The sequence below is a fragment of the Micromonospora sp. RL09-050-HVF-A genome (genome assembly GCF_019374995.1).
In the GTDB taxonomy this organism is placed as follows: domain Bacteria; phylum Actinomycetota; class Actinomycetes; order Mycobacteriales; family Micromonosporaceae; genus Micromonospora; species Micromonospora antibiotica.
On record NZ_JAGKQP010000002.1, the window covers coordinates 5,279,960 to 5,303,906 of the forward strand.

The 23,947-nt window shown below is 74.4% G+C and carries 18 protein-coding genes; 16 read left to right on the forward strand and 2 right to left on the reverse strand.

Annotated features, from left to right (window positions below):
- Positions 1 to 109 precede the first annotated feature (109 nt).
- Positions 110 to 727, reverse strand: a complete 618-nt coding sequence (locus tag J7462_RS23475; protein WP_219466688.1) for a Pvc16 family protein — start codon at positions 725 to 727, stop codon at positions 110 to 112.
- Between the two features lie 179 nt (positions 728 to 906).
- Between J7462_RS23475 and J7462_RS23480 the strand changes: the two genes are divergently transcribed.
- The 16 genes from J7462_RS23480 to J7462_RS23550 all read left to right on the forward strand — a co-directional run bounded on the left by J7462_RS23480 (position 907) and on the right by J7462_RS23550 (position 20,382).
- On the forward strand, positions 907 to 2,469 hold the full coding sequence (locus J7462_RS23480; RefSeq protein WP_219466697.1) for a phage tail sheath subtilisin-like domain-containing protein: 1,563 nt from the start codon (positions 907 to 909) through the stop codon (positions 2,467 to 2,469).
- 54 nt (positions 2,470 to 2,523) lie between these two features.
- The gene (locus J7462_RS23485; RefSeq protein WP_088643766.1) at positions 2,524 to 3,006 is read left to right on the forward strand and encodes a phage tail protein; all 483 of its coding nucleotides are present in this window, start codon (positions 2,524 to 2,526) and stop codon (positions 3,004 to 3,006) included.
- Positions 2,993 to 3,451 (forward strand): hypothetical protein, encoded by a 459-nt coding sequence (locus J7462_RS23490; RefSeq protein ID WP_219466700.1) that lies wholly within the window; start codon positions 2,993 to 2,995, stop codon positions 3,449 to 3,451. Before J7462_RS23485 ends, J7462_RS23490 begins: the two co-directional genes overlap by 14 nt.
- A 2,033-nt stretch (positions 3,452 to 5,484) precedes the next feature.
- Positions 5,485 to 6,672: a DUF4157 domain-containing protein gene (locus J7462_RS23495; protein WP_219466702.1), complete on the forward strand. Its 1,188-nt coding sequence runs from the start codon at positions 5,485 to 5,487 to the stop codon at positions 6,670 to 6,672.
- Between the two features lie 140 nt (positions 6,673 to 6,812).
- Positions 6,813 to 7,298 carry a phage tail protein gene (locus J7462_RS23500; RefSeq protein WP_088643770.1) on the forward strand — a complete coding sequence of 162 codons (486 nt, stop codon included), beginning with the start codon at positions 6,813 to 6,815 and terminating at the stop codon, positions 7,296 to 7,298.
- On the forward strand, positions 7,298 to 8,428 hold the full coding sequence (locus J7462_RS23505) for a phage tail protein (RefSeq protein ID WP_219466705.1): 1,131 nt from the start codon (positions 7,298 to 7,300) through the stop codon (positions 8,426 to 8,428). Before J7462_RS23500 ends, J7462_RS23505 begins: the two co-directional genes overlap by 1 nt.
- Before the next feature lie 13 nt (positions 8,429 to 8,441).
- Positions 8,442 to 9,620: a hypothetical protein gene (locus J7462_RS32555; protein WP_255597871.1), complete on the forward strand. Its 1,179-nt coding sequence runs from the start codon at positions 8,442 to 8,444 to the stop codon at positions 9,618 to 9,620.
- Between the two features lie 62 nt (positions 9,621 to 9,682).
- Positions 9,683 to 10,369 carry a phage baseplate assembly protein V gene (locus tag J7462_RS23510; protein ID WP_308291126.1) on the forward strand — a complete coding sequence of 229 codons (687 nt, stop codon included), beginning with the start codon at positions 9,683 to 9,685 and terminating at the stop codon, positions 10,367 to 10,369.
- A gap of 8 nt (positions 10,370 to 10,377) precedes the next feature.
- Positions 10,378 to 10,806 (forward strand): GPW/gp25 family protein, encoded by a 429-nt coding sequence (locus tag J7462_RS23515; RefSeq protein WP_219466709.1) that lies wholly within the window; start codon positions 10,378 to 10,380, stop codon positions 10,804 to 10,806.
- Positions 10,806 to 12,746 (forward strand): putative baseplate assembly protein, encoded by a 1,941-nt coding sequence (locus tag J7462_RS23520; protein WP_219466711.1) that lies wholly within the window; start codon positions 10,806 to 10,808, stop codon positions 12,744 to 12,746. The genes J7462_RS23515 and J7462_RS23520 overlap by 1 nt, the downstream gene beginning before the upstream one ends.
- Complete coding sequence (locus J7462_RS23525) at positions 12,746 to 13,294, forward strand: phage tail protein (RefSeq protein ID WP_219466721.1); 549 nt, start codon at positions 12,746 to 12,748, stop codon at positions 13,292 to 13,294. The genes J7462_RS23520 and J7462_RS23525 overlap by 1 nt, the downstream gene beginning before the upstream one ends.
- A 1,353-nt stretch (positions 13,295 to 14,647) precedes the next feature.
- Complete coding sequence (locus tag J7462_RS23530; protein WP_219466723.1) at positions 14,648 to 15,229, forward strand: hypothetical protein; 582 nt, start codon at positions 14,648 to 14,650, stop codon at positions 15,227 to 15,229.
- A 109-nt stretch (positions 15,230 to 15,338) separates the two neighbouring features.
- Entirely contained in the window at positions 15,339 to 16,754 is a 1,416-nt protein-coding gene (locus J7462_RS23535) for a hypothetical protein (protein WP_219466725.1), read from the forward strand.
- Between the two features lie 14 nt (positions 16,755 to 16,768).
- Positions 16,769 to 17,476 carry a hypothetical protein gene (locus J7462_RS23540; protein ID WP_219466728.1) on the forward strand — a complete coding sequence of 236 codons (708 nt, stop codon included), beginning with the start codon at positions 16,769 to 16,771 and terminating at the stop codon, positions 17,474 to 17,476.
- A 118-nt stretch (positions 17,477 to 17,594) separates the two neighbouring features.
- A complete protein-coding gene (locus tag J7462_RS23545) occupies positions 17,595 to 18,947 on the forward strand; it encodes a hypothetical protein (RefSeq protein ID WP_219466729.1) in 1,353 nt (450 codons plus the stop codon).
- 13 nt (positions 18,948 to 18,960) lie between these two features.
- Positions 18,961 to 20,382, forward strand: coding sequence for a hypothetical protein (locus J7462_RS23550; protein WP_219466730.1), 1,422 nt, complete (start codon positions 18,961 to 18,963; stop codon positions 20,380 to 20,382).
- Here J7462_RS23550 and J7462_RS23555 read toward each other — a convergent pair.
- Positions 20,372 to 23,920 (reverse strand): BTAD domain-containing putative transcriptional regulator, encoded by a 3,549-nt coding sequence (locus tag J7462_RS23555; protein ID WP_219466735.1) that lies wholly within the window; start codon positions 23,918 to 23,920, stop codon positions 20,372 to 20,374. The genes J7462_RS23550 and J7462_RS23555 overlap by 11 nt on opposite strands.
- Positions 23,921 to 23,947: the final 27 nt, after the last annotated feature.

Consider the following 23,947-nt stretch of genomic DNA (forward strand, 5'->3'; position numbering starts at 1 on the left):
CGGGCAACGGAAAGCCTGATCGGGCAACCGGCGACCCGACGGGCGGCCCTCGCCCGGGTGGCCGGGGACCGGCAGGGGCGGCCCGGGCGACCGGGAAGACGGCGGGGCGTCAGCGGGGCTCGCTGATCCCACCCCTGGGCCGGGGCCCCGGCGGGCCACCCGGACCGCCGGGGCGGCCACCGCCACTGTTGACGCTGACCTCACGCGGCGGCGGTGCCAGGTCGGTCTGCGGCTCGGGCACGAACGGCACGAGCAGTTGCAGGTGCAACCCGGTCCGGGCGGTCCCGCCGTGCGCCACCCAGGCGGAGCCGGTGTCCCCCTCGCGCCGGGGCGCGGAGCGCACCACCACCGGCTGGTTCGCCCGGGCCACCGCACCGGTCAGGAACCGGGCCGGCAGGGCGGTGCAGCTCGCACAGCCGACCAGCAGTTCACCCAGCAGCCGGTGCTCCCGCTCGGTGTCAGTGGCCCAGGCGGTCAACAGGTAGCTGAACCGGTACCGGCGGCCCGGTGGGCGACGCCCCACCAGCTGACCGGTGGCGTCGCGCAACTCGTCCCAGGTCGCCGAGACGCCCGCCGAGTCCTCCTCGACGTCCAGCAGGAAGGCCGAGACCAGGTCACCCTCGCCGCGCTGCGCACACCGGTCCGGCGGGTCGAAGACGACCGGCACGTCCGACGGCAGGTAGTGGCCCAGCCAGGCCCGGACCGACAGGTCGACATCCCAGATCATCCACCCACCCTGCCCGCTGCCCGGACGGCACCGCGCCCGGCGGCCGGGCAGGCCGTCGGGGCGGATCGGTTGCCCTTGGGGGCAGAACTGCCTACCCCGGCGGCGGTCCGGCGGGCAGCCCTCGCGGCCGGCCGGCGTTGGCAAGCTCGGCCCCATCACACCGTCGTACAGGAGGTTCGATGCCGACGTATCTGTCGCCGGGCGTCTACGTGGAGGAGGTTTCCTCCGGGTCGAGGCCGATCGAAGCGGTCGGGACGGCCGTCGCCGCGTTCGTCGGCTTCGCCGAGAAGGGGCCGGTCGACGAGCCCACACTGATCACGAACTGGACGCAGTACACCCGCACCTTCGGGGGCTTCGTGGCGGGCAGCTTCCTGCCACTGTCGGTCTACGGCTACTTCCTCAACGGCGGCGGCTCCGCGTACGTGGTCCGGGTGGGTGGTGGTGCCGGTGCGGACTCCGCCGCCGAAGCCGCCGGTGAGTCGTACCCGGCCGCGGCCGTACCGGCGGCCGGCGACAACGGGCGGCTCTCCTTCACCGTGCGGGCCGCGCTGCCCGGCCCGGCCGGGCAGGACCTCTCGGTCGAGGTCGCCGACGCCTCCGAGGGCGGCGACGACGCGTTCAAGCTCGTCGTCAAGCAGGCCGGCAAGCCGGTCGAGACGCTGGACAACCTGACCACCAAGCGCGGTGCGGGCAACGTGGTCACCGTCGTCCGCCAGCAGTCCAAGCTGATCCAGATCGAGGAGACGAAGGGCGCCACCCTCGCCCCGCCCCGACGCGGCGCCGAGGTCACCCTCGCCGCGCCCGCGCTGCCGGCCACCACGACCGGCACCGGCGACCTGCGGGTACGCGCCGAGGACTACGTCGGTGACGTCAGCGACCGGACCGGCTTCGCCGGGCTGGAGGCGATCGAGGACATCACCATGCTCTGCGTGCCCGACCTGGCCGCCGCCCACCAGCAGGGCGCCATCGACGACGAGGCGTTCAAGGCCGTCCAGTTGGCGATGATCGCGCACTGCGAGCTGATGGGTGACCGCGTGGCCATCCTCGACCCGCCGCCCGGCCTGCACCCGCAGCGCCTCAAGGAATGGCGGATGGACGTCGCCGGCTACGACTCCAAGTACGCGACCCTCTACTGGCCCTGGGTCAAGGTGATGGACCCGGCGCAGGGCCGGGCGGTCTTCATGCCGCCGAGTGGGCACGTCGCCGGGGTGTGGGCCCGCAACGACGACACCCGGGGTGTCCACAAGGCACCCGCCAACGAGATCATCCGGGGCGCGCTCGCCCTGGAGAGCGGGCTGACCAAGGGCGAACACGACCAGCTCAACCCGATCGGGGTCAACTGCATCCGGGCCTTCCCCGGGCAGGGCATCCGGATCTGGGGCGCACGGACCCTGTCCAGCGACGCCGAGTGGCGTTACCTCAACGTCCGGCGGCTGTTCAACTGGATCGAGAAGTCGATCCTGCTCGGCACCAACTGGGTGGTCTTCGAACCCAACGACCCCCGCCTCTGGGACGCGGTACGCCGGGTCATCACGATGTTCCTGCGCCGGGTCTGGCGCAGTGGGGCGCTGATGGGCGACACCTGGTCCGAGGCGTTCTTCGTCAAGTGCGACGCCGAGAACAACCCGCCGGAGAACCTCGACGCCGGCATCCTCACCGTCGACATCGGCATCGCCCCGGTCAAGCCGGCCGAGTTCGTGGTGTTCCGCCTCTCCCAGCTCTCCCAGGGCTCCGGCGACTGACCGGCCCGCGGCGAGCACCCGACCTGAGCGACGACGAGACCAGGAGAACCGAGCATGGCCGGTCAGGGCACCCAGGACCCGAAGCAGAACACCCAGATCATCAGTGCCGCCGTCTTCCGGCTGGAGGTGCCGGGCATGTCGGCGATCAACTTCGCCGAACTGGTCGGGATCAGCAGCGAGGTGGAGAACGCGGAGTACATGGCCGCCGGCACGACCGGGCCGATCTTCTCCCGGCACTTCGGTCGGACCAAGCCGCCGACGGTCACCCTCAAGCGGGGCCTCGACCTCAACGGCGACCTGTGGCTCTGGCACCAGAAGGTGCGCAACATGATGTACGACGCCTACCGGGACTGCGCGTTGAAGCTCTACGGCCCCGGTGACGACCTCAACGGCGACGCCCGGCTGACGTACATGATGACCAACGCCTGGCCGTCGCGGGTGGAGGTCAGCGGGGTCAAGGCCGGAGCCACCGACATCGTCTACCAGACGGTCACGCTGATGTGCGACGACCTGTTCGACTTCAATGCGCGCATCTAGCCTCGCCGAGCCCGCCGCCGGACCGGCGGCGGGCCTGCGGACCGAGTACCCGTTCGTGCTGCCGCGCGGGCTGGTCGACGACCAGGGCGGGGTGCACCGCGAGGGCACCATGCGGCTGGCCACCGCCCGCGACGAGATCACCCCCCAGGGCGATCCCCGGGTACGCCACAATCCGGCGTTCCTCACCGTGCTGCTGCTCGCCCGGACGGTCACCCGCATCGGCGGGGTGCAGGCCGTCGACGTCGACGTGATCGAGCACCTCTTCGCCTCCGACCTGGCCTTCCTCCAGGACCTCTACCGGCGGGTCAACCAGCAGGGGCACACCGGGGCCGAGGTGGCCTGCCCCGGCTGCGGGGGCGCTTCGCGGTGGACCTGGCCGGCGGCCGACCGGGCGACTGCTGACCCACCCGGCAGCCCGACGCCGCACACCCGTACCGGAATCTGAAGGAGGTGGGCATGGCCTGGTCGTTACGGCCCGGACAGCCGTTCTGGCCGCGTCGCCGCCGGACGGTCGGGGCACCTGTTCCGCTCGCGTCGCCGGTGCCGCTCGCCTCGCCGGTGCCCACCGACCGGTACCCGGTCCTGCCAAGCCTGCCTTTACTGACCGTGGCACCCGCCTCGGCGATGGTGACCATCCCGCAACCGGGGACGGCCACGGACGACCCATCGTGGCCCCCGACCGCCGCTCACCGCCCGTTCCCCGGCCCGGCCCCGGTGGCCACCGCGCGGTCCGTCGGGCCGGCTGCGGTCACCGACCCGACCCCGATCCGGTACGACACCGGTGCGGCCCACCGACCGCCGACCGCTCCGACCCGGTGGGGCAGCCACGGTCCCGCCCTCGACCGTGGCCTGGCTCCCGATCACGGTTCGGACCCCGGTCATGGTCTGGCTCCCGATCACGGTTCGGACCCCGGCCGTGGTGTGACTTCCGGCCACGGTTCGGCCCTCGACCGTGGGCCGGTGGTGGTGCCGGGGGCGATTCCGGGTCCGGCGGGAGACAGCTTTTCGTCGCCTGAGGTGGGGTGGAACGTGGCCGGTGGTCCGGCCGTAGACGAGGGTTCGACGGTGGGGCATGGCCCGAGCGGGGCGGCGGGCAGGCCCGGCGGAGAGGGCGCCTTCCCGGCACCGGGTCCGTCGGCTGGGCCGGAGAATCCGCAGGGACCAACGTCCGCCGGGCGATCCGACGGGGCCGGCGTGGATGCCGCAGCCGCCCGGACGGCAGCGCAGTTCGCCGCCGCCGGTCTGCCCACCGCGCAGGTCTGGCCGCCACCGGGATTCGAGGTCGCCTACCTGGCGGCGGAGGCCACCCGGGCCGCCGAGGAGGCCCGGGCATCGGGCGGCAGCGGGCGTGCCCGGCCGGCGCAGCCGGACACCGGCCGGGGCGCGGCCACCGCCGCCCCCGGTCACGACGGTCGGAGCGACCCGGAGGGGACCCCGCCGTCGGCCGGTGAGGTGCGCCCGGTCGAGGTGGCCTTCGCCGGACGCCGGGGTCGCGCCGCCCGACCGACGACCGCGCGACCGGGCCAGGAGCCGGCCTCCCCGGCGGAACAGGGATCAGCCGATTCGGGTGGCACTACCGCCCCGCCCACCGCCGCCCCGGGGCGGCTCGCCGGGCCCGCCACCCAGGAAGCCGGGTCCGCCACCCGGGACCAGCCCGACCCGGGCGGCCGGGTCGGCCCGGACGATGCCACCGGCGGTGGCCGCGACGCCCCCGCCGACCGTCGGCGGGACGGCTCGCCGGACGTCGGGCAGGACCGGCCGGCGGGCGTCGGGCCGGACCGTCCGGAGTATCCGGCGCAGGCTACCGGGCCGGCGGACCACGGGGGCGGGACCCTCGACGAGGCAGGTGCCGTGGTCGGATCGGAAGCCGCACCGCTGGCGCACCCGCCCGGCGGAACACCGGACGGCGTGACCTCGCCGGTCGCAGGCGCCACGGCACCGACCCGGGGCACGAACCCGGCCGGGCGACCGGGGTCCGAGAACCTGCCAGTCGCGGACCCCGCCGAGCGGTCGGCGTCCGGGAACCGGCTACTCACGGACCCTGCCGAGCGGTCGGCGTCCGGGAGCCGGACACTCACGGACCCTGACCAGTGGTCGGCGTCCGGGATCCGGACACTCGCGGGCCTTGCGGAGCGGCCGGCATCGGAGGGACGGCCAGGACCGGCGGGGCCCGACATCGCGGACGACCGGCCGGGTCCGGCGGCAGCGCACGACACCGGGGACTATCGGCCCGCCCCACCGGTGGGGCGCGACACCCACCGCCCCGAGCCGGTGTCCCCGCCGTCGTCCTTCTTCCTCACCCGGCGTCCGGAGCAGCCCACGCCGGCCGGCCCTCCGTCGGGTGTGGACCGGGAGCACGGCGGGGCCGGGCAGGGACCGCCGGCCGGCCCGGGACAGGCGGAAACGGTGCCGTCGGTCGTCCCGCACCCACCCGTACCGTCGGCCGAGCGGGTCGACCGGCCGACGGTCGTACCAGCCATGGACGAGCAGGTCCCGGCGTACCCCATCGGGGTCGTCACGGCCGTGCCGACGGTGGCGGCCGACCGGCCGGGCCCGGTACCGAGCACCGGGCAGGGGCCCGGGTCGCTGGCGCACCGCGCGGGTCCGCCGCCTACCGCGGTGGGCGACCCGGAGCTGCCGGAGCAGGTGCCGGCCGCCCTGGTGGACGGCTTCCGGCAGCGGTACGGCGTGGACGTCGCGGCGGTGCCGGTGTGGCGGGGCGCGGCGGCCACGGAGGTGGTGCAGCAGGCCGGGGCACGGGCCGCGACCCGGGGTGGTGAAGTCCTGTTGCCGGCCTCGGCCGGGCCGCTGGACGCGCCGCCCGCCCGCGCGCTGCTCGCCCACGAGCTGGCCCACGTGGTGCAGCAGCGGGCGTTCGGGGCGACACCGCCAGCCGAGTCGACAGGCACCGGCCGGGACCTGGAGGCGCGTGCGCTCGCCGCCGAGCACGCCTTCGGCGACGGCGGCGGGCCGGGCGTCGGAGGTCCGCTGCCACCTGCCGCGCTGCTGACCGGCGCGGGTGCCGCGTCGACACCTGCGGGTGCCGCGTCGACACCTGCGGGTGCCGCGTCGACGCCTGCGGGTGCTGCCGGCACCTGGGGGATCACCCCCGGCGGTGGGCTGACCTGGCAGGCGAAGCCCGGTGCGGGAGGCGTGCCCCCGGCCGCACTGACCGGCCCGCCGGCCGCACCGACCGGCCCGCCGGCTGCGGCCCACCCGCTCCAGCGGGCGTCGATGGACACCTCGGCGGCCACCCTCGACGACCTGCGGGCGTTGGTGCGGGGCGAACTCGACCAGCAGCAGGACCAGGCCGCCGATCCGCCAGCCGGGCCGCCGTCGGACGCCCTGCGGGCCGAGGTGGCCGCAGCGCCCGCGACGCCCGCGATCGACCGCAGCGCGGGCCGGATCGCCGAGGTACGCGACGCGGTGGAGCGGCTCCGGGCCGAGCTGCGCACGGTGGCCGACCGGGGGCGGGCCACTGCCGCCCGGCTGGACCAGGAGGCCGACCGGGTGCCGGACCGGTCGCCGGGCCGGCCGGTCGACCTGGAGAACCCCGACGACCTGGAGGAACTGGCCGGCCGCCTGTACGGGCGGTTACGCGGGCGGCTCCGGCAGGAGCTGCTGGTCGACCGGGAGCGCAGCGGGCGGCTGACCCAGTTCCGCTGAGCACGCCAGGTGACACGAGGCACGCCAGGTGGCACGAGGCACGGCAGGCGGCAGGACGCACGGCAGGTGGCAGGACGCACGGCAGGTGGCACGACCGCACGGACGCGGGTCCAGGACGAGGCGACGAGGAGGGCGAAACGATGGCAGGCGGTCTTTCCACCGCGGCCCGCTTGATGGGCGGCTTCTTCGAGGTCACCGGCGTCAACCACAGGTACCTCGTGGTCATCGACGACGAGCGGTACAACCTCGGCTCCTGGTCCCGGGTCTCCGGGCTGGGGGTGACCTGGCAGGTCTGCGAGTACCGGGCCGGGGACAGCAACGACGTCTTCACGTACGTGGGTGAGCCGACCTACAGCCGGATCAGGCTCAGCCGGGCGGTGTGCTTCGACTCGCAGGTCGTCCAGGAGTGGCTCTGCCAGCAGGCCAACCGGTACCGCCCGCTCAGCGGCACGATCCAACTCGTCGACAGCGTCGGCCTGAAGATCGTCGGCTGGGACCTGAAGCACTTCTTCCCGGTCGGCTGGTCGGTGTCGGAACTCGACCCGAGCCACAGCGGGGTGGCGGTCGAGACGCTGGAACTGGCGCACACCGGCTTCCTGCACGACGACGTGAAGTTCTCGCTCTGATGGCCGCCATCTCCGCAGGTCAGCTCGGCGGGATGCTGGGCGACCCGAGCCAGACCGCGCAGGGGCTCGCCTCCGGTGGCCTGCTGCAGATGTTCCGCGACGGGCCGGGGGTCAAGCGGACCCTCAAGCTCGGCCTGGCGATGCGTTTCCAGGTGACCATCGGGGACGTCCCGATCGGGCTGTGGCGGTCCTGCCGGGGGTTGCGGGCCGACTTCCGGCCCGAGGTGGTCCGGGTGACCGGGGACTACGTCGGCCAGTACCACCTGCCCGGCGAGGTCAGCTACGCCCCGGTCGTGCTGGAACGGGCGGTGCACCGGGAGAGTTCCGCGCAACTGCAACAGTGGCTGGTCGGGGTGCTGCGCTCATGGCAGGACGGCACCGGCGACGACACCCGGACCACCGCCCGGATCACCCTGCTCGACGCCGACGGCGAACCGGTCAACAGTTGGCTGCTCTACGGCGTACGGCCGTCGTCGTGGACCGGGCCGGACCTCTCCTCGGACAGCAACCAGGTCGCGGTGGAACGGCTGGAACTGGTGCACGAGGGGTTCTTCCCCGACCTGCAGGCCAAGGCGGAGACGGCCACCCTGTCGTCCCCGTCGCTGGGCCGGGTCACGTTCTCCTACAACCCGGCCAAGATGGGCATCACCCGCTCCTCCCGGGCCAGTCAGCTCGTCGGTCGGGGCCGGGGCGTGGAGCTGACCTCCGACACCGCATTGCGGGTGATGGCCGGCGAGGTGCTGCTGGTCGGTGCCGGGGTGGCCCAGGACGTGCAGAAGCTGATCGCCTTCTCCGGCCCACCGAGCGTCGACGAGCAGAGCCGCAGCGCGTCCAGCATCGAGCTGCCCCGGTTGACGTTCACCTGGGGAAAGCTGTCGATGGCCGTCAACCTGAGCACCCTCAACGTCAACCTGACCCGGTTCGACGGTGAGGGGCAGCCGGTGCGGGCGCAGGCCACCCTGGACCTGATCGTGATCGAAGGGGAGATCTTCCCCAAGCGGGGTGGCCCGGTGCCGACCCGGTCGGTGCGGACCGACCCGGCGCAGTGGCGGCAGCGGGCGCTGGCCAGCGGGCTCGACGACCCGATGCGGGCGCAGGCCAGGGGCGCGTCCGTCGGGGCGCGGCGGTAGTGGGGGCGAGACGATGACCGCGATCGACCGGCACGGTCTGCTCTGGGGTACGGCGACCCTGCGCCCCCGGGTCACCGTCGGCACCGCCGGCCGGGCGCTGCCGACGGCCGCCGCCGACCAGCTGGTACGGGTGGTGGTGGACACCCAGGCCGCCCTGCCGGACATGTTCGAGCTGACCTTCGCCGACCTCGACGGCAGTGTGCTGCGTACGGCCGGGTTGGAGCTGGGCACCGCCGTGCAGGTCTTCGGCCCGACCGGGGACGGCTCGGCCGAGCACCGGTTGATCAGCGGCGAGGTGACCGCCGTGGAGGGGCACTTCGTGGACGTCAGCGCCCACGTGGTGGTACGCGGTTACACCCACGACCACCGGCTGCACCGGGTACGGCGGACGCGTACCTTCCTCAACCAGTCGGATGCCGACGTCGCCCGGCAGGTGGCGACCGCCGCGAAACTGTCGGTCGGCACGATCGACGCCACCACCGGCCGGTTGGCCCACCTCTCCCAGGTCGCCCAGACCGACTGGGAGTTCCTCAGCGCCCGCGCCCGGGAGATCGGCTACGAGATCGGCGCGGACGGGGACCGGTTCCACTTCCGCCGGGCGGCCACCGCCCGCCGGGCCGGCAGCCCGGTGCCGTTGACCTTCCGGGGCAACCTGCGCCGCTTCCTGCCCCGGGTCAGCGCCGGCAACCTCGCCCCCGAGGTCGAGGTGCGCGCCTGGGACCCGGTCGCCGCGACGGTGGTGGCGAGCCGTACCGCGACGACCGCCGACGGGGTGAGCCTGGCCGGCCGGACGCCGACCGCCGCCGCCGACACCTTCGTCCCCCGGGGCGCGGCGGCACCGCCACGGGCCGGCAACAGCGCGGTCGGTGACGTCGGGCCGGCCCCGGACCCCGCGCGCACGTCCTGGTCGGCCGGGGGCTGCCCGTGCCCGGTCGGGCCGACGGCGCGGTCACCCAGGTCGCGAAGGGGCTCGCCGCCAGCGTCGGTGGCGGGTTCGCCGAGGCGGAGGGGGAGGCGCTGGGCGACGCCCGGTTGGTCGCCGGCAAGGCCGTCAAGGTCGACGGGGTGCCCGCACCCTTCGCCGGCACCTGGACGCTCAGCGCCGCCCGGCACGTCTTCGACGAGACCGGGGAGGGCTACCGCACCGAGTTCACCGTCGGCGGTGCCGAGGACCGTTCGTTGCTCGGGCTGACGAACGTCGGCGGGACCGGCGGGGGCGGTGATCCGGCCCGGATCGACGGGGTGGTCTGCGGGGTGGTCAGCAACGTCAAGGACCCGCAGAACCTGGGCCGGGTCACCCTGGCGCTGCCGTGGCTGTCGCCGGACCACGAGACCGACTGGGCGCCGGTGGGGCAGCTCTTCGCCGGCCCGACCGGGGGCGCGTTCTTCGTGCCGGAGCCGGGTGACCAGGTGCTCGTCGCGTTCGAGTTCGGCGACGTACGCCGCCCGTACGTGCTCGGCAGCCTGCCCAGCCGGCACACCGGGTACGGCCTCGACGGCGGCCAGTCGTCGTCGACGAAGCCCGGGGCGACCGGGGTGAAGTCGGTGGGGCAGACCAGTTCGGTGATCCGGCGCGGCCTGCTGTCACCCGCCGGCAGCCGGTTGGTCTTCCACGACGAGGTGCCGCCCGGCGGCAAGGGCCAGCCGACCGCCGCCGACGTGGTGCTCGGCACCAAGGGCGACAAGCTGTCGCTGGCGATGGACCAGGTTGCCGGCACGGTGACCCTGCGCTGCGCCCCCGACAAACCCGGCAAGCTGATCATCGAGTGCACCGGGCAGACCGCCGTGGAGATCAAGGCGGGGCCGGGCGGCAGCCTCACCCTCGACGGCGGCACCAGCCTGAAGCTCAAGGGCAAGACGGTCGACATCAGCGGTACGCAGGTCAACATCAGCGGCACCGCGTCGACCGCCATCAAGGGCAAACCCATCCAGCTCAACTGAGGAGTGCCATGCAGGCCGACGTCATCGGCACCGGGTGTGCCTTTCCGCTGCGGGTCCAGCCCAACGGCCGACTCGCCATGATCAGTGGTACCGCCCTGCTGGAGCAGGCGATGTGCGTGATCCTGGCGACCTACCCGGGTGAGCGCCCGATGCGCCCGGAGTTCGGCTCCCGGCTGCGCGACTTCGTCTTCGAGCCGGTCACCGGGCAGACCCGGCGGGCGGTGGCGGTGGAGGTGCGCGCCGCGTTGGAACGCTGGGAGACCCGGGTCGAGATCGACGACGTCACCGTCACCGAGGACCCGGCCGGTGGTGACGGGCTGCTGCACATCGAGGTCCGTTACCGGGTACGCGACACCGACGAGCCCGGCACCCTCGGGCTCAACCTGCAGACCCTGCCCGGGGACCGGGAACTGACCGGCTCGGGGGTGCTCGGCTGATGGCACTGCCCGCCCCCGACCTCGACGACCGGGGCTTCGACGACCTGGTCGGTGACGCCCGCCGGTTGATCGCCGACCGCTGCCCGGAGTGGACGGACCTGCACCCCGCCGATCCGGGGATCACCCTGATCGAGACGTTCGCCTCCCTGACCGACCAGCTCATCTACCGGCTCAACCGGGTGCCCGACCGGCTCTACGTGAAGTTCCTGGAGCTGATCGGGGTACGCCTGGTGCCGCCCACGGCCGCCCGGACCACCCTGACGTTCTGGTTGTCCACGCCGGCCCGCGCCACCCAGCTCGTCCCGGCGGGGACCCGGGCGGTGACCGTCGCCGACGGCGGGGACCCCCTGGTCTTCGCCACCCTCACCGACCTCGCCGTGCCGCCGTGCGCGCTGACCCAGCTGCGGGTCCGGACCGCCGACGGGGTCACCGACCAGACCGGCGCCCTGGAACTGGGTGGGCCGGTGGTGGCGTTCTCCCCGGTGCCGCAGCCCGGCGACGAACTGCTGATCGGGCTGGACCGGCCGGTGGGCGGCTGCGCGGTGCGGCTGGAGTTCGAGGGCCGGGTCGACGGTGTCGGGGTCAACCCGCTGCACCCGCCGCTGCGCTGGGAGGCGCGCGGTGCCGACGGTTGGCTCGACTGTGAGGTCGGGTTGGACGAGACCGGTGCGCTGAACCGGCCCGGCGCGATCCTGCTGCACGTGCCCGACGGGCACCAGGCCAGCCTGGTCGACGGGGTGCTGGCCGGCTGGCTGCGGGCCCGGGTGGTCACCCCGCAGGAGGGGCAGCCCGGCTACAGCGCCTCACCGGTGGTCCTCGGGCTGGCCGCGAACACCGTCGGCGGCACCACCGAGGCGGTGCACGCCGACCTGGTGGACGACGAGGAGTTCGGCGACTCCGAGGGGGTGCCCGGCCAGCGGTTCACGCTGACCCGCCGGCCGGTGCTGGCCGGCTTCGGCGACCCGGTGCTGGAGGTCAGTTCCGACGACGGCTGGCAGCGGTGGTCGCCGGTCGAGCACTTCGCCGGTAGCGGCCCCGGGGACCGGCACTTCCTGCTCGACGGGGTGGCCGGTGAGGTGGTGTTCGGCCCGGCCGTCCGGCAACCCGACGGCACGTTGCGCCGCTACGGCGCGGTGCCGCCCCGGGGCGGCCGGCTGCGGCTGCGCCGGTACGCGGTCGGCGGCGGCAGCCGGGGCAACGTCGGCGTCGGCGCGATCACCGCGCTGCGTGCCTCGATCCCGTACGTGGCGGGGGTGGAGAACCGGCACCCGGCCAGCGGCGGGGTGGACGGCGAGACCCTGGACGAGGCGCGTCGCCGGGGCCCGTTGACCCTGCGCAGCCGCAGTCGCGCGGTGACCGCCGAGGACCACGAGGTGCTGGCCCGGGAGGCCGCCCCGGAGTTGGCCCGGGTCCGCTGCGTGCCGAGCAACGGGGACGGGCCGCCGGTGGCGCGGCTGCTGGTGGTGCCGGCAGCCCCCGCCGAGGAGGGGCGGCTGCGGCTGGAGGACCTGATCCCGGCCGAGTCGAGCCTCGCCCGGGTGGCCGGCCGGCTGGACGAGACGCGGCTGATCGGCACCCGGGTGGTCGTCGAGCCACCCCGCTACCGGGGGGTGACCGTGGTGGCCCGGGTCGTCGCCCGGCCCCGGGTCGTCGTCGAGCGGGTCCGGGAGGAGGGCCTGGCCGCCCTGTACGGCTTCCTCAGCCCGCTGGCCGGCGGTGGCCCGGACGGTCAGGGCTGGCCGTTCGGGCGTCCGGTGCAGGCCGGTGAACTCTTCGCCGTGTTGCAGCGGGTACGCGGGGTGGAGCTGGTGGAGGACCTGCGGCTGTTCACCGCCAACCCGGTGACCGGTGAGCGGGGCACCGAGGCCGGCCGGATCGACCTGGAACCGGACAGTCTGGTCTTCTCCTTCGACCACCAGCTCCGGGTGGAGGAGCACTGATGCGCGGCCCGGTCGACGTGGCGATGCCGTACCCGATCGCCGGTTTCCTGCCCGCCCTGTTGCAGGAGGACGACCTGCTGGTGCGCTGGACCGAAGGGCTGGACCAGGTGCTCGCACCGGTGGTGTCCACGCTGGACTGTCTCGACGCGTACCTGGACCCGTGGTTGGCCCCGCCGGATTTCCTGCTCTGGCTCGGTGCCTGGGTGGGTGCCCACCTCGACGAGAACTGGCCGGTGGATCGGCAACGCGCGATGGTGGCCGGCGCGGTCGCCGCGCACCGGCTGCGGGGGACGGTCGCCGGGCTGCAGATGGCCCTGGAGCTGGCCACCGGGGGTGAGGTGGAGGTCCTCGACTCGACCGGGGTGTCCTGGTCGACCCGGCCGGAGCCGTCGTCGGCCGCGCTGCCGCCGGCCCGGGTGCACGTACGGGTGTGGGTGGCCGAGCCCGGGAGGGTCGCCGGGCACGCCCTCGACGAGTTGTGCCGCGCGGTCGTACCGGCGCACGTGACGACGACCCTGGAGGTGCTCGACCGTGATCATCTGTCGTGAGTGCGGGAACCACAACGGTGACGCGGACACCTTCTGTGGTTCCTGCGGCAGCTTCCTGGAGTGGACCGGCGAGAAGACCGCGCCGAAGATCCCGGTCGAGACGGTACGGGAGGCCGAGCAGGAGTTCCGGCAGAAGCCCACGCTGTTGCAGCGCATCGCCGGGGTGATCGCACCGGCCCCGGGTGGCTCCCCGGTCGACGAGGGTGTGGTGCGGGTCGGTGACGGGACGGGCCGGGGGTCGGCCGGTGGACCGCCGGGTCTGCGTCCCGGCCCGCCCGGGGTGCGTCCGGGGCCGCCTGGCGCGGGTCCGCCCGGAGTGCGTCCCGGTCCGCCGGGGACGACACCGCCCGGGGTGCGTCCCGGGCCACCCGGCCTGAGCCCGCCCGGGGTGCGTCCCGGTCCGCCGGGGACGACACCGCCGGGGGCCGCTCCGGTCCGCCCGGGTCGGGTCCGCCCGGGTCGCGGCCGGGTCCGCCGGGGTCGGGTCCGCCGGGCGTGCGCTCCGCCCCGCCGGGAGCCGGCTCTCCCGGGGCGCGGCCCGCACCCCCGGGGTCACGCCCGCCGGGGGCCTGCCGCCGGGTGCTGCCGGCGGGTCGGCCGCGCAGGTCGTGGCGGGCGACGGGCCGGCGGCGGTGACGGTGCCGTCGCGCCGGCTGCCACCGCCACCGCCGGGCGTGCCGGCGGCCCGGCTGCCGGACCGGGCGGCCCGCCCCGGTCCGCCGACGTCCGGCCCGGCGGGACTACCCGGTGGTCCGCCCGCCCCGCCAGCGGTCGACGGGTCGGCCGGCACCGGCGCGGCGTCCACCGCCGCGTCGTCGGCGTGGGACGGCACCCCGGACACCGCCGCGTCGGAGGTCGCGGTGCCGCCGCGTCGGCTGCCGCCACCGCCACCCGGGGTGGCGGGTGCCCGCCTGCCGACCGCCCCGGCCCGCCGTGACCCGCGCGCCGCGCCGCACACCAGTGCCCTGGTCGCGGCCGAGGGCCCGGCCGACCTCGCGCCGCCCGGGTCGACCACCACCGGCGGGCGGGTCGGCGCGCGGCGGGCGACCACCGCCGCGGCGACGACCGGACCCGGGGAGGTCAGTCCGCAGGCGGTACGCCCCCGGGCGGCGACCGTCGGCCACCAGCCGCCCACCCGACGCCTGCAACCCGGTGACCTGGTCTGCGGCGAGTGCGGCGAGGGCAACGTGCCGACCCGCCGGTTCTGTAGCCGGTGCGGGGACTCGCTGCGTACCGCCGAGGTGGCCCGCCGCCGCTGGTGGCAGCGCCTGCTGCCGCGACGGGGCCCCGGGTCACCGCCGCCGGGCCCGCCCCGGCACCCCCGGCGGTGGCGGGGCGGGTGGGGTCGGCGGCGTGCTGCACTCCATCTACCAGCGGTCGAATGCGGTCGCCGCGGTGCTGCTCTTCGCGATCGGGGTGGCCTACCTGATCTATCCGCCGCTGCGGGAACGGATCAACGGTGCGGTCTCCGGGCCGGTGACCGGGGCGCGGGACTGGGCCGACCGGAAGATCAACCCACGGTTCGTGGCCGTCCGGCCGGTCGAGGTGACCGGCGGCGCGTCGGTACGGGACCACGGGCCGGCGCTCAGCGTCGACCAGTACCGCAACACGCACTGGCAGGTGCGCTGGGACGCCGAGAAACCGCCGACGGTCACCCTGCGCTTCGCGGCCGAGGTCGACCTCCAGCGGCTCATCGTGACCGCCGGCACGGCCGAGGACTACACCGCGTCGCACCGGCCGAAGACCCTGCACCTGGTCTATTCCACCAACCGGTCGGACACCCTGGCCATCGAGGACACCGGGGAACCGCAGACGCTGACCCTCGACGGGGCCGACGGGGTCACCAGCGTGCAGATCCAGGTCACCGACGTGCACCGGGCCGAGAAGGGCACCGACGTGACGGTCAGCGAATTCGAGTTCTTCGCCCGGGAGTGAGCGTGCCGGGCAGCGGGTGACGCCGGGGCGCGGCCCCGGGGAGCGGCACCTGACAACCACCACCACCGTCGGCCAACGGGCCCGACGGTCCCACGTCGGAGGTGTATCCGTGACAGAAGTCGCCATCGCCCTGAACACCACCGCGAACATGATCGGGTTCGCGCAGGGGCAGGCCAAGGGGCTGACAGACGGGGTGTTCCAGGTCAGCGGGTTCAGCAACGCCGGCTTCCCGACGGAAGTGCCGCTGAACCAGTTGATCTCGCCGGCGCCGATCGCCGACGGCCAGCTCGTCATGGTCCGGGGCGGCCAGTCCCGGCAGCACGTCTACTGGCTGCGTTACCTGCGCCGGGGCATCGGCGTCACGGACAAGAAGCGGGTCTGTGTGGAGCTGCTGGTGCGCTTCACGACCTTCGACTACGTGCCGAAGGACGGTGACGACGGCCCGACCGCGCAGGAACGGGCGGTCCTGCGTGACTACCCGTGCTGGGGGATCACCGACCTGAGCGTGTCGCTGATGCCGACCGGCCGGGGGCGCAACCCGTTCAACAAGTTCAACGAGTCCGGCAGCCTGACCTTCGACGCGGCCGTCGCCAACGACGGTATGCCCCACCTGCGGATCAACTACCGGGTGCAGCACCAGGCGAAGAACCTGCTCGGCGCACCCCTCGGGTTGAGCCACAACGACGCCGGCGCGTTCCTGGTGCACAGCAACGGCAGCTTCGAGATCAACCACGGTGAGGGGCGTACCGACAAGCACTTCCGGATCACCCCGCTCAGCGGCAGCGTGCACCAGCGCCCGACCCGGGTCGACCAGGTCGGCCAGGCGGGCACCACCACCGTGCTCAACGCCCAGCGCATCGAGCTGGGCGGGATCGACCACGGTGGCCGGATGCTCGACCCGCACGAGCACCGGGGCATGCAGGTGATCGGCTTCGAGCGGATGAACGGCCCGAACACCATCACCGTCCTTAACAACGGCCAGCAGCCGGTAGTCGCCTCGGCGGCGGAGGCCGACGGGCACGAGGCGGCGCTGCGACTGGAGTACGTCCGCGACGGTGCCGTGCTGGGCCGGAAGGTCCGCACCAAGATCAGGGCGTTGCTGCTGCTGCGTTTCACCCTGGTGCCCTACCTCACCGCACCGGACGACCAGGGCAACCGGCAGATCGTCTACGTGAACGGGGTGCGGTACACCGCCTTCCGCGACGTCTCCCTGCGGGTGCTGGAGGTGGGGCGCGGCGAGGCGGCGGTGGTCGGGGAGAAAGGCGAACGGTACGACGTCGACGCGGTCAAGAACCGGCACCACGAGGAGTCGACGCTGTTCTTCGGGCCGTACGTCGAGGAGGTCGAGGGGCAGGTCGGCGTGCAGCTCAGGATCGACTGGGCCGCCGAACACGCCGGTGCCGAGGGCCGCTCCCGCAGCCACCGCAACAAGGGCCAGTTCCGGCTCGGGGTCAACCAGTCGGGCAGCCCGGTGCTGCGCCTGCTGGACGCCGACAGCAACAAGTACTTCACCGTCACGGGCTGAGCGGGAGACGAGCGATGAACTATCCAGAGAACTTCGACACCACCGGCCCGGCCGGTCTGGACGACTCGTACGCCTATCTGAGCTGGGCGGTCGTCAGTGCGCACCGGATCATCGCCGAGCAGCCGGAGACCGGCTGGGAGCTGCTGCCCGACCTGCTCGGGCAGGGCTGGGGCGACCCGGACTGGTACCAGCGCAACGGTTGGCTGGCCGACTTCTACGACACCGTCTACCACCAGGCCAGTTCCCTCACGCCGGTGCAGGTCTTCGCCGTCGACGAGCTGGGTGAGCCGGCGGCGGAGATGGCCCGGATGATCGACTCGGTGACCCAGCACTGGGTGGCCGCCGCCCATCAGGCCGCCGAGCAGGACCAGCAGAACTACGACGAGCAGGCTGACGACCAGCACCCGTACGACGGTCAGGCCCACGACGAGCAGGCATACGACGAGTCGGGCTATGACGGGCAGGCCTACGAGGGGCAGGCCTATGACGGGCCGGGCCTCGACGGGTCGGGCGGGTCGGCGTACCCCGTCGAGCAGCCGGAGCCGGACGCGTCGTCGCCGGAACCGCTGGCCGACCTCGACCCGGCTGCCGCCCGGGAGGTGCTCGACCGCGTGCTGGACGACGAGGTGGACGATCTCTCCGAGGCCGACCAGCGGGTCCTGGCCACGGTGCTGACCGACGAGAAGTTCCAGTACCTGGCCCGCGAGTACGACCTGGTGTGACCGCCGACGCCGGGCCGGCACCCCGCCTGCCGGCCCGGCGTCCGCCCCACCCCACGGACCCACCGGTCACCGCCACGACCCCGGACCCCCGACCGGGCGGACAGAGGGAAAGCACGCCGTGACCACCATCGAGTACGAGCCCGAGGAACTCTCCGGCAACCGGTTCACCGTGACCGGCTTCCGCGACGCCGCCCTGCCGGTCGGGGAGTTCCTCGCCGACGAGTTGTGGCCGGACGAGCAGGACGGTGCGGTGTGGCTGGACCGGGGCACCCAGACCCGGCGGCACTGCTACTGGCTGCGGTACCGCTACCGGGGCCCGGGTCCGGGGCACCCGAAGCTGGTGGCGGTGGAGCTGGTGATCCGGTTCAGCACCTTCCCCTACCAGGTCCGACCCGGCACCGACCGGTATTCACCCCGGTCGACGCTGCCGGTGCCGGGCCTGTGGGGCATCGAGGATCTCAGCATCTCGTTGCGGGACACCGGGGCCGGCGGTCGGAACCCGTTCAACAAGTTCAACGACGCCGGTCAGCTGGTCTTCGAGCCGGAGATCGGGTTCGTTCCCGCCGCCGGCACGGGCGTCGCGGTGCCGGCGATCCGGGTCGTGCACCGGGTGCGGCACGTGGCCAACCCGATCGTCGGGGACGGGTACGCCCCCGGGCACGAGGAGACCGGGGCGCTGACCGTGCACAGCGACGGCGGGATCACCCTGGAGCCGGCGTCCGGGACGCCCGGGTGCTCGTCGTGGCGAATCGTCCCGGTCAGCGGGTCGGTGCACGACCGGCCGATCGTCGGGGCCGAGCCGCCACCCGGGCGCAGCCTCACCGTCTACCGGGCGACCGGCGTCACGGCCCCGCCACCGGTCACCGCGATGCGGGTGTCGACCGGTCGGGCCCGCCGGGGCGCGGTCGAGGTGCAGGGATTCGAGCGGGTCGCCGGCCCCGACCAGATCGGGGTCTGGCACACCGGTCACCCCCGCTGGTACAGCGCGTCGATGGGCGGCGACATCCGCGACGACGGGATGATCGTGGAGTACGCCCGCGCCGGTGACCGGGGTGACGACCGCCGGGCCGGCCGGGTCCGGGCCCGCCTGGCGTTGCACCTGCGCACCTGCTGCTACCTGATCGAGCAGAACGAGTTCGCCGACGCCGTCGTCTTCCACCACGGCCGCCGGCACCCCGGCTTCGTCGACGTGTCGCTGCGTCCCCTGCCCGACGACGGCGACCCTACCGGGGCCGCCGCCCCTACCGGGCCGGTCGGGTCGCGGCTGCGGTTCGTCCCCGAGTGGTACGAGGGCACCGACGACGAGGTGCCGGGGTTGCTGGTCCGCTGGTCCGAGGAGGCGGTGGGCCCGGCAGCCGACCCCGCCGTGCCGGTCGGTGGCGCGTTCCTGATCACCGTGGACGCCTCCGGCGGGCCGGTGGTCCGTTTCGCCGACGAGCAGACCTACCAGCATCTGACCGTGTTGAGCTGAGCGGAGACAAACTGTGCCTGGTCGGATACGGCTGACCGGATACCGGCCCGACGAGCCGGTGGGTGACGCCTTCACGGTGACCGGGTTCGGCGGCGCGGGCTTCCCGGAGCAGGCGACGCTGCGGGAGTTGATCTCCCCGGCGCAGCCCCACCTCGCCGGCACCATCATGGTCCGTGGCGACCAGCAACGGCAGCACTCCTACTGGTTGCGTTACCTGCGCCGTCGATCCGGCCCGGCCGGCCCGAAGCGGGTCTGTGTGGACCTGCTGGTCCGGTTCAGCACCTTCGACTACGTGGTGGCCGACGTCGGGGTGGGGGCGCTGGTGCTCCGACAGAGCGCGCTGTCGCACTTCCCCTGCTGGGGGATCACCGACCTGAGCGTGTCGCCCCATGCCGTCGAGGCCGGCCGTAACCCGTTCAACAAGTTCAACGAGGTCGGCTCGCTGGTCTTCACCGCCCGGCTGGAGGCCGCCCACGGCACGGTGCCGGCGATCCGGGTCGGCTACCGGGTGCACCACGAGCAGACCATGGTCGGGGGAGTCCGGTTGACCCCGGAACACGACGAGGCGGGTTCGTTCCTGGTGCACAGCGACGGTCTCTTCGAGGTGGCCGACCAGTCGCTGGCCACCCGTACCCACTTCCTCGTCACCCCGGTCAACGCGGGGGTGCACGACCGGCCTGCGGTGCCGGTGCACGCCGCCCGCCGGCCCGGCGGTGGCCGCCCGGCGTGGCACGCGACCGGGCTCACCGCCGCGCCGGCCGAGCTGCCGCAGGCCCACCCCACGCCCTACGTCGACGACACCGTCACGGTGACCGGTTTCCAGGGCCTGGACGGTCCACAGACCCTGGCGGTACGCGACGCCGCCGGTCAGGCACGGTCGGCGATGCTGGACTTCGCAGCCGCGGACCCCGGTGCGGTGCTGCTGACCTACCACGGTGGGCCCGCCCTCCGGGGGACGGTCCGGCTGCTGCTGGGGCTCCGGTGCACCATGCACCGCTACCTGGTCGCCCCGGCCGGCGTCGACCGCAGCGTCACCCACCGGACCGACGGGGACGATGTCGGCATCGACGCCCACTACGGTGACGACCCGACGGCCAACCGGGAGTCGTGGCCGGTGCTGTGGCACCGGGGGCGTCGGCACCTCGGCTTCCGGCAGGTCACGCTGCTGGTGGCCGGGGTCGACGGCGGACCCGGCCGGGGCGGCCCCGACGCCGTACGCAACAGCACCGGGTCCCCGGTGCGGCTGGCCCTCACCCCCCGGTGGGAGCCGGGGGGTGACGACCGGGGTCCGGAGCTGCGGATCAGGTGGCACGCGTGGCACCAGGACGACGCCCCGGTCGAGGGCCTGCTGGCGCTCGGGACCGACGACGGCGGCCGGCCGACCCTGACCCCGCTGGACGACGAGAGCCGCCGCCACTTCACCGTCACGGGCTGACCGGCAGGTCCTCGTCGACCACCGGACGAACCCGCCGGGACAGCTCGGTGATCTCCCGCCGGTACGCCGACTGCTGGGCGGCGTCGACGCCACCGGCCGGGCCGAGCGCGACCAGCAACCGCAGCGCCCGGACCTGACCGAGCAGGTGCCCGGTCTCCCGGTGGGTGGCCAGCGCCTCCTCGGCGGTCCGCGCCGAGGTCACCGGGTCGGTGTTCCGCATCGCCTCGGCGGCGGCCACCAGGGCGTGCCCCTCCCAGACCCGGTAGCCGGCGGCGCGGGCCACCGTCCGGGCCTGCCGGGCCAACGCGACCGCCTCCGTCGGGTCGGTGTCGCCGAAGACCTCGGCCAGCCCGATGAGCGCCTCGACCTCCTCACCCCGGGCACCACCGGCCCGGGCGAGTTCGAGTGCCCGTCGGTGTTCGATGGCCGCCGCCGGGTCACCGTTGCGCTGGTGGATCGCGCCGCGCACGTTGCGGGCGGCAGCCTGCTGGGCGGTGTCGCCGATCAGGTCGGCGAGGGCCAGCGCCTCGTCGGCCAGCTTCGTCGCCGGGCCCAGGTCGCCGGTCTGCACACGCAGCGCCGCCAACCGGCGCAGGCTCTCCGTCTCGGTGGGCCGGTAGCCCGTCCGCCGGCTGAGATCCAGCGCCTCCCGCAGGTGGTCGAGAGCCTCGCCGTGCTGGCCGAGGGCGTGCTGGACCTCGCCCAGGTTGCTCAGGCTGATCCCGGCGCTCATCCACATCCCGGTGCTGCGGGTCAGCGCCAGGGACTGCCGGAAGACCTCGGCTGCCTCGCGGAGCCGCCCCATGTCCCGGTAGATCACCCCGAGGTTGCCGAGGCTGGTGCTGAGCCGTTCGGGGCCGCCCAGGCGTTCGTGGATGCTCACCGCCAGCCGGGTCAACTCGGCCCCCTCGGCCAGCCGGCCGGCCCGCAGGTGCAGCAGCCCACAGGTGCCGTACGCCGCCGCCAACCCCTCGGGCCAGGCCGCCCGGTGGGCCGCGTCGATCATCGCGGTGGCGTGGGACAGACCCACCGCGTACTCGCCACGGCGCAGATGCAGGCTGGCCAGCCCGAGCCGGCTCGCGGCCTCACCGGCATGGTCGCCGACCTGCTGTGCGGCGTGCAGTGCGCTGGTCGCGGCGACCAGGCCGTCGCTGTGCGGGCGGAACTGGTAGTAGCCGCGTAGCGCGTCCGGGATCCGCCAGGCGGCCGGGTCGGCCCCGTTCTCGGCGGCGTGCGCGATCACCCGCATCAGGTTGGTGTGTTCCTCCTCCAGCCAGGCCATCGCCCCGGCTGAGCTGGGAAACGGGGACCCACCGGGGTGCGGTTCGGCCCCGTCGGGTGGCAACCGCACGAGGTGGGGATAGATCGTGGCGGCGGCGGCGTCGGTGCGCTGCCGGTACCAGCCGTAGAGGCGTCGGATGGCGGACCGCAGTTGCCCGGCGGGGTCCTCGGCGGTGGCCCGCTCCAGGGCGTAGAGCCGTAGCAGGTCGTGGAAGGCGTACCGGCCGGGGGTGACCTGCTGGACGAGGTGCGCGGCGGCGAGCCGGTCCAGCTCGTGTGCGGCGGTCGGCTCACCGATCCCGGCCAGGGCGGCGGCGGCGGTCACCGTGACGTCCGTCCCCGGCGCGGTGCCCAGCAGCCGGAACAGCCGGCGGGCCGGGGCGGGCAGCGCGGCGTACGACAGGTCGAACGCCGCCCGGACGGCCGCCTGGTCGTCTCCCTCGACACGGAGGCCGGCGAGTTGGTTACCGGCGGTCAGCCGGGCGGTGTGCGCGCTGATCGACTGTTGGGGCTGGTCGATCAGGTTGGCGGCGGCGATCCGCAGGGCCAACGGCAGCCGGGCGCAGACCGTCGCCAGTTCGGCGATCTCACCTGAGCGGGCCACCCGGTCGGGCGGGATGATCCGGGTGAGCAAGGTGCCGGCCTCGTCCACGGTGAGCACGTCGAGGTCGAGGCGGCGTGCTCCGTCCACGGCGACGAGCCCGCTGAGCCGGTCCCGGCTGGTGACCAGCGCCAGGCAGCCGGCGGCCCCCGGCAGGAGCGGGCGGACCTGGTCGGCGCTGGCGGCGTTGTCCAGCATCACCAGCATCCGGCGACCGTCCAGCATGGTGCGGAACAGCGCGGCGGCCTGCCCGGGGTCGACCGGCACCTGGTCGGCCGGCACCCCGAGCGCGTGCAGGAACCCGGCGAGGGCCTCCGACTCGCGGACCGGGCTGGCCGTCGAGTAGCCACGCAGGTTGACGTAGAGCTGCCCGTCTGGAAAGTGCCGGCGGACCCGGTGCGCCCAGTGCACCGCCAGGGCGGTCTTGCCGACCCCGGCCATCCCGGTGATGGTGGAGATGACCACCGGCCCCCGGGCCGCCGTCGCCCCGACCAGCAGCGCGTCGAGGGCGGCCAGTTGGGTGCTGCGCCCGGTGAAGTACGCGACGTCGGGCGGCAGCTGCGCCGGTGACCGGTGGCGCGACGGTGGGGTCGGCTGCGCCACCTCGGGCCGGCGGGGTGCCACTTCGGTCAGGCGGGGTGCCGGCACGGTGCCGGTCACCGGCCCGCCCGGGTGGGTGACCATCCGGGGCAGGTCCTGGCGCAGGATGCGCAGCTGTGCCTCCCGCAGTTCCGGGCCGGGCTCCACGCCGAGCTGTTCGGCGAGGCGGTCGCGCAGGTTGCGGTGCAGGGCCAACGCGCGGGCCTGCTGGCCGCAGGCGGCCAGGGCGAGCATCAGCCGGGCGTGCACCTGCTCGTGCAGCGGTTCGTGGCTGGCCACCGCGTGCAGTTCCCGGACCGCCCGGTCGGGCAGGCCCAGGTCGACGGCGAGCGTGGCGTAGGTGACGGCGGTGGCGATGCGACGTCGGTTCAGGGCGGCGGCGGTCGGGTGCTGGGTCAGGCTCGGCGCCGCGTCGGCCAGCACCGGCCCCCGCCACAGCGCCAGTGCCCCGGCCAGTCGGTCCAGGCTCGGCAGGTCGCCCGCGACGCTGCCCTCGGCGCGTTCGATCGCGGCGGCGAACCGGCTCAGGTCGAGCTGGGCGGGGTCGACCCTCAACCGGTAGCCGCCGCCGACGTGGGTGATGGTGGCGGCGGGGCCGCCGGGCTGGTCCAGCACCCGACGCAACCGGGCGACGTAGGTGTGGACGAGGTTGAGGCAGCTGTCCGGCGGGTCGTGGCCCCAGAGCACGTCGACGATCTCGTGGCGGGACACGATCGCGTCCGGGTGCAGGGCGAGCAGGCCGAGCAGCATCCGTTGGCGGTTGGAGCCGAGCGTGACCGGTTCGACGCCGACCTGGATGCGCAGCGGCCCCAGCACGTCGATGCGCAGGGTCGGTGCCGGCGTGGCGACGGGTGGCGCCGGGCCGGGTGGCTTCAGCTGCGGCGGACCGACGGCGGCGGCGATCCGCCGGAGGGACTCGGCCCGGGGGTTGCGGACCCGGCCCTGCTCGATGTCGCGCACCGCCCGGACGCTGATTCCCGCCCGTTCGGCCAGCTGCTCCTGGGTCAGTCCGGCACCCAGTCGTCGTCGTCGGATCTCACCACCGCTGTCGGCCATCAACGGGCCTCCCTGTCATGGCTGCGC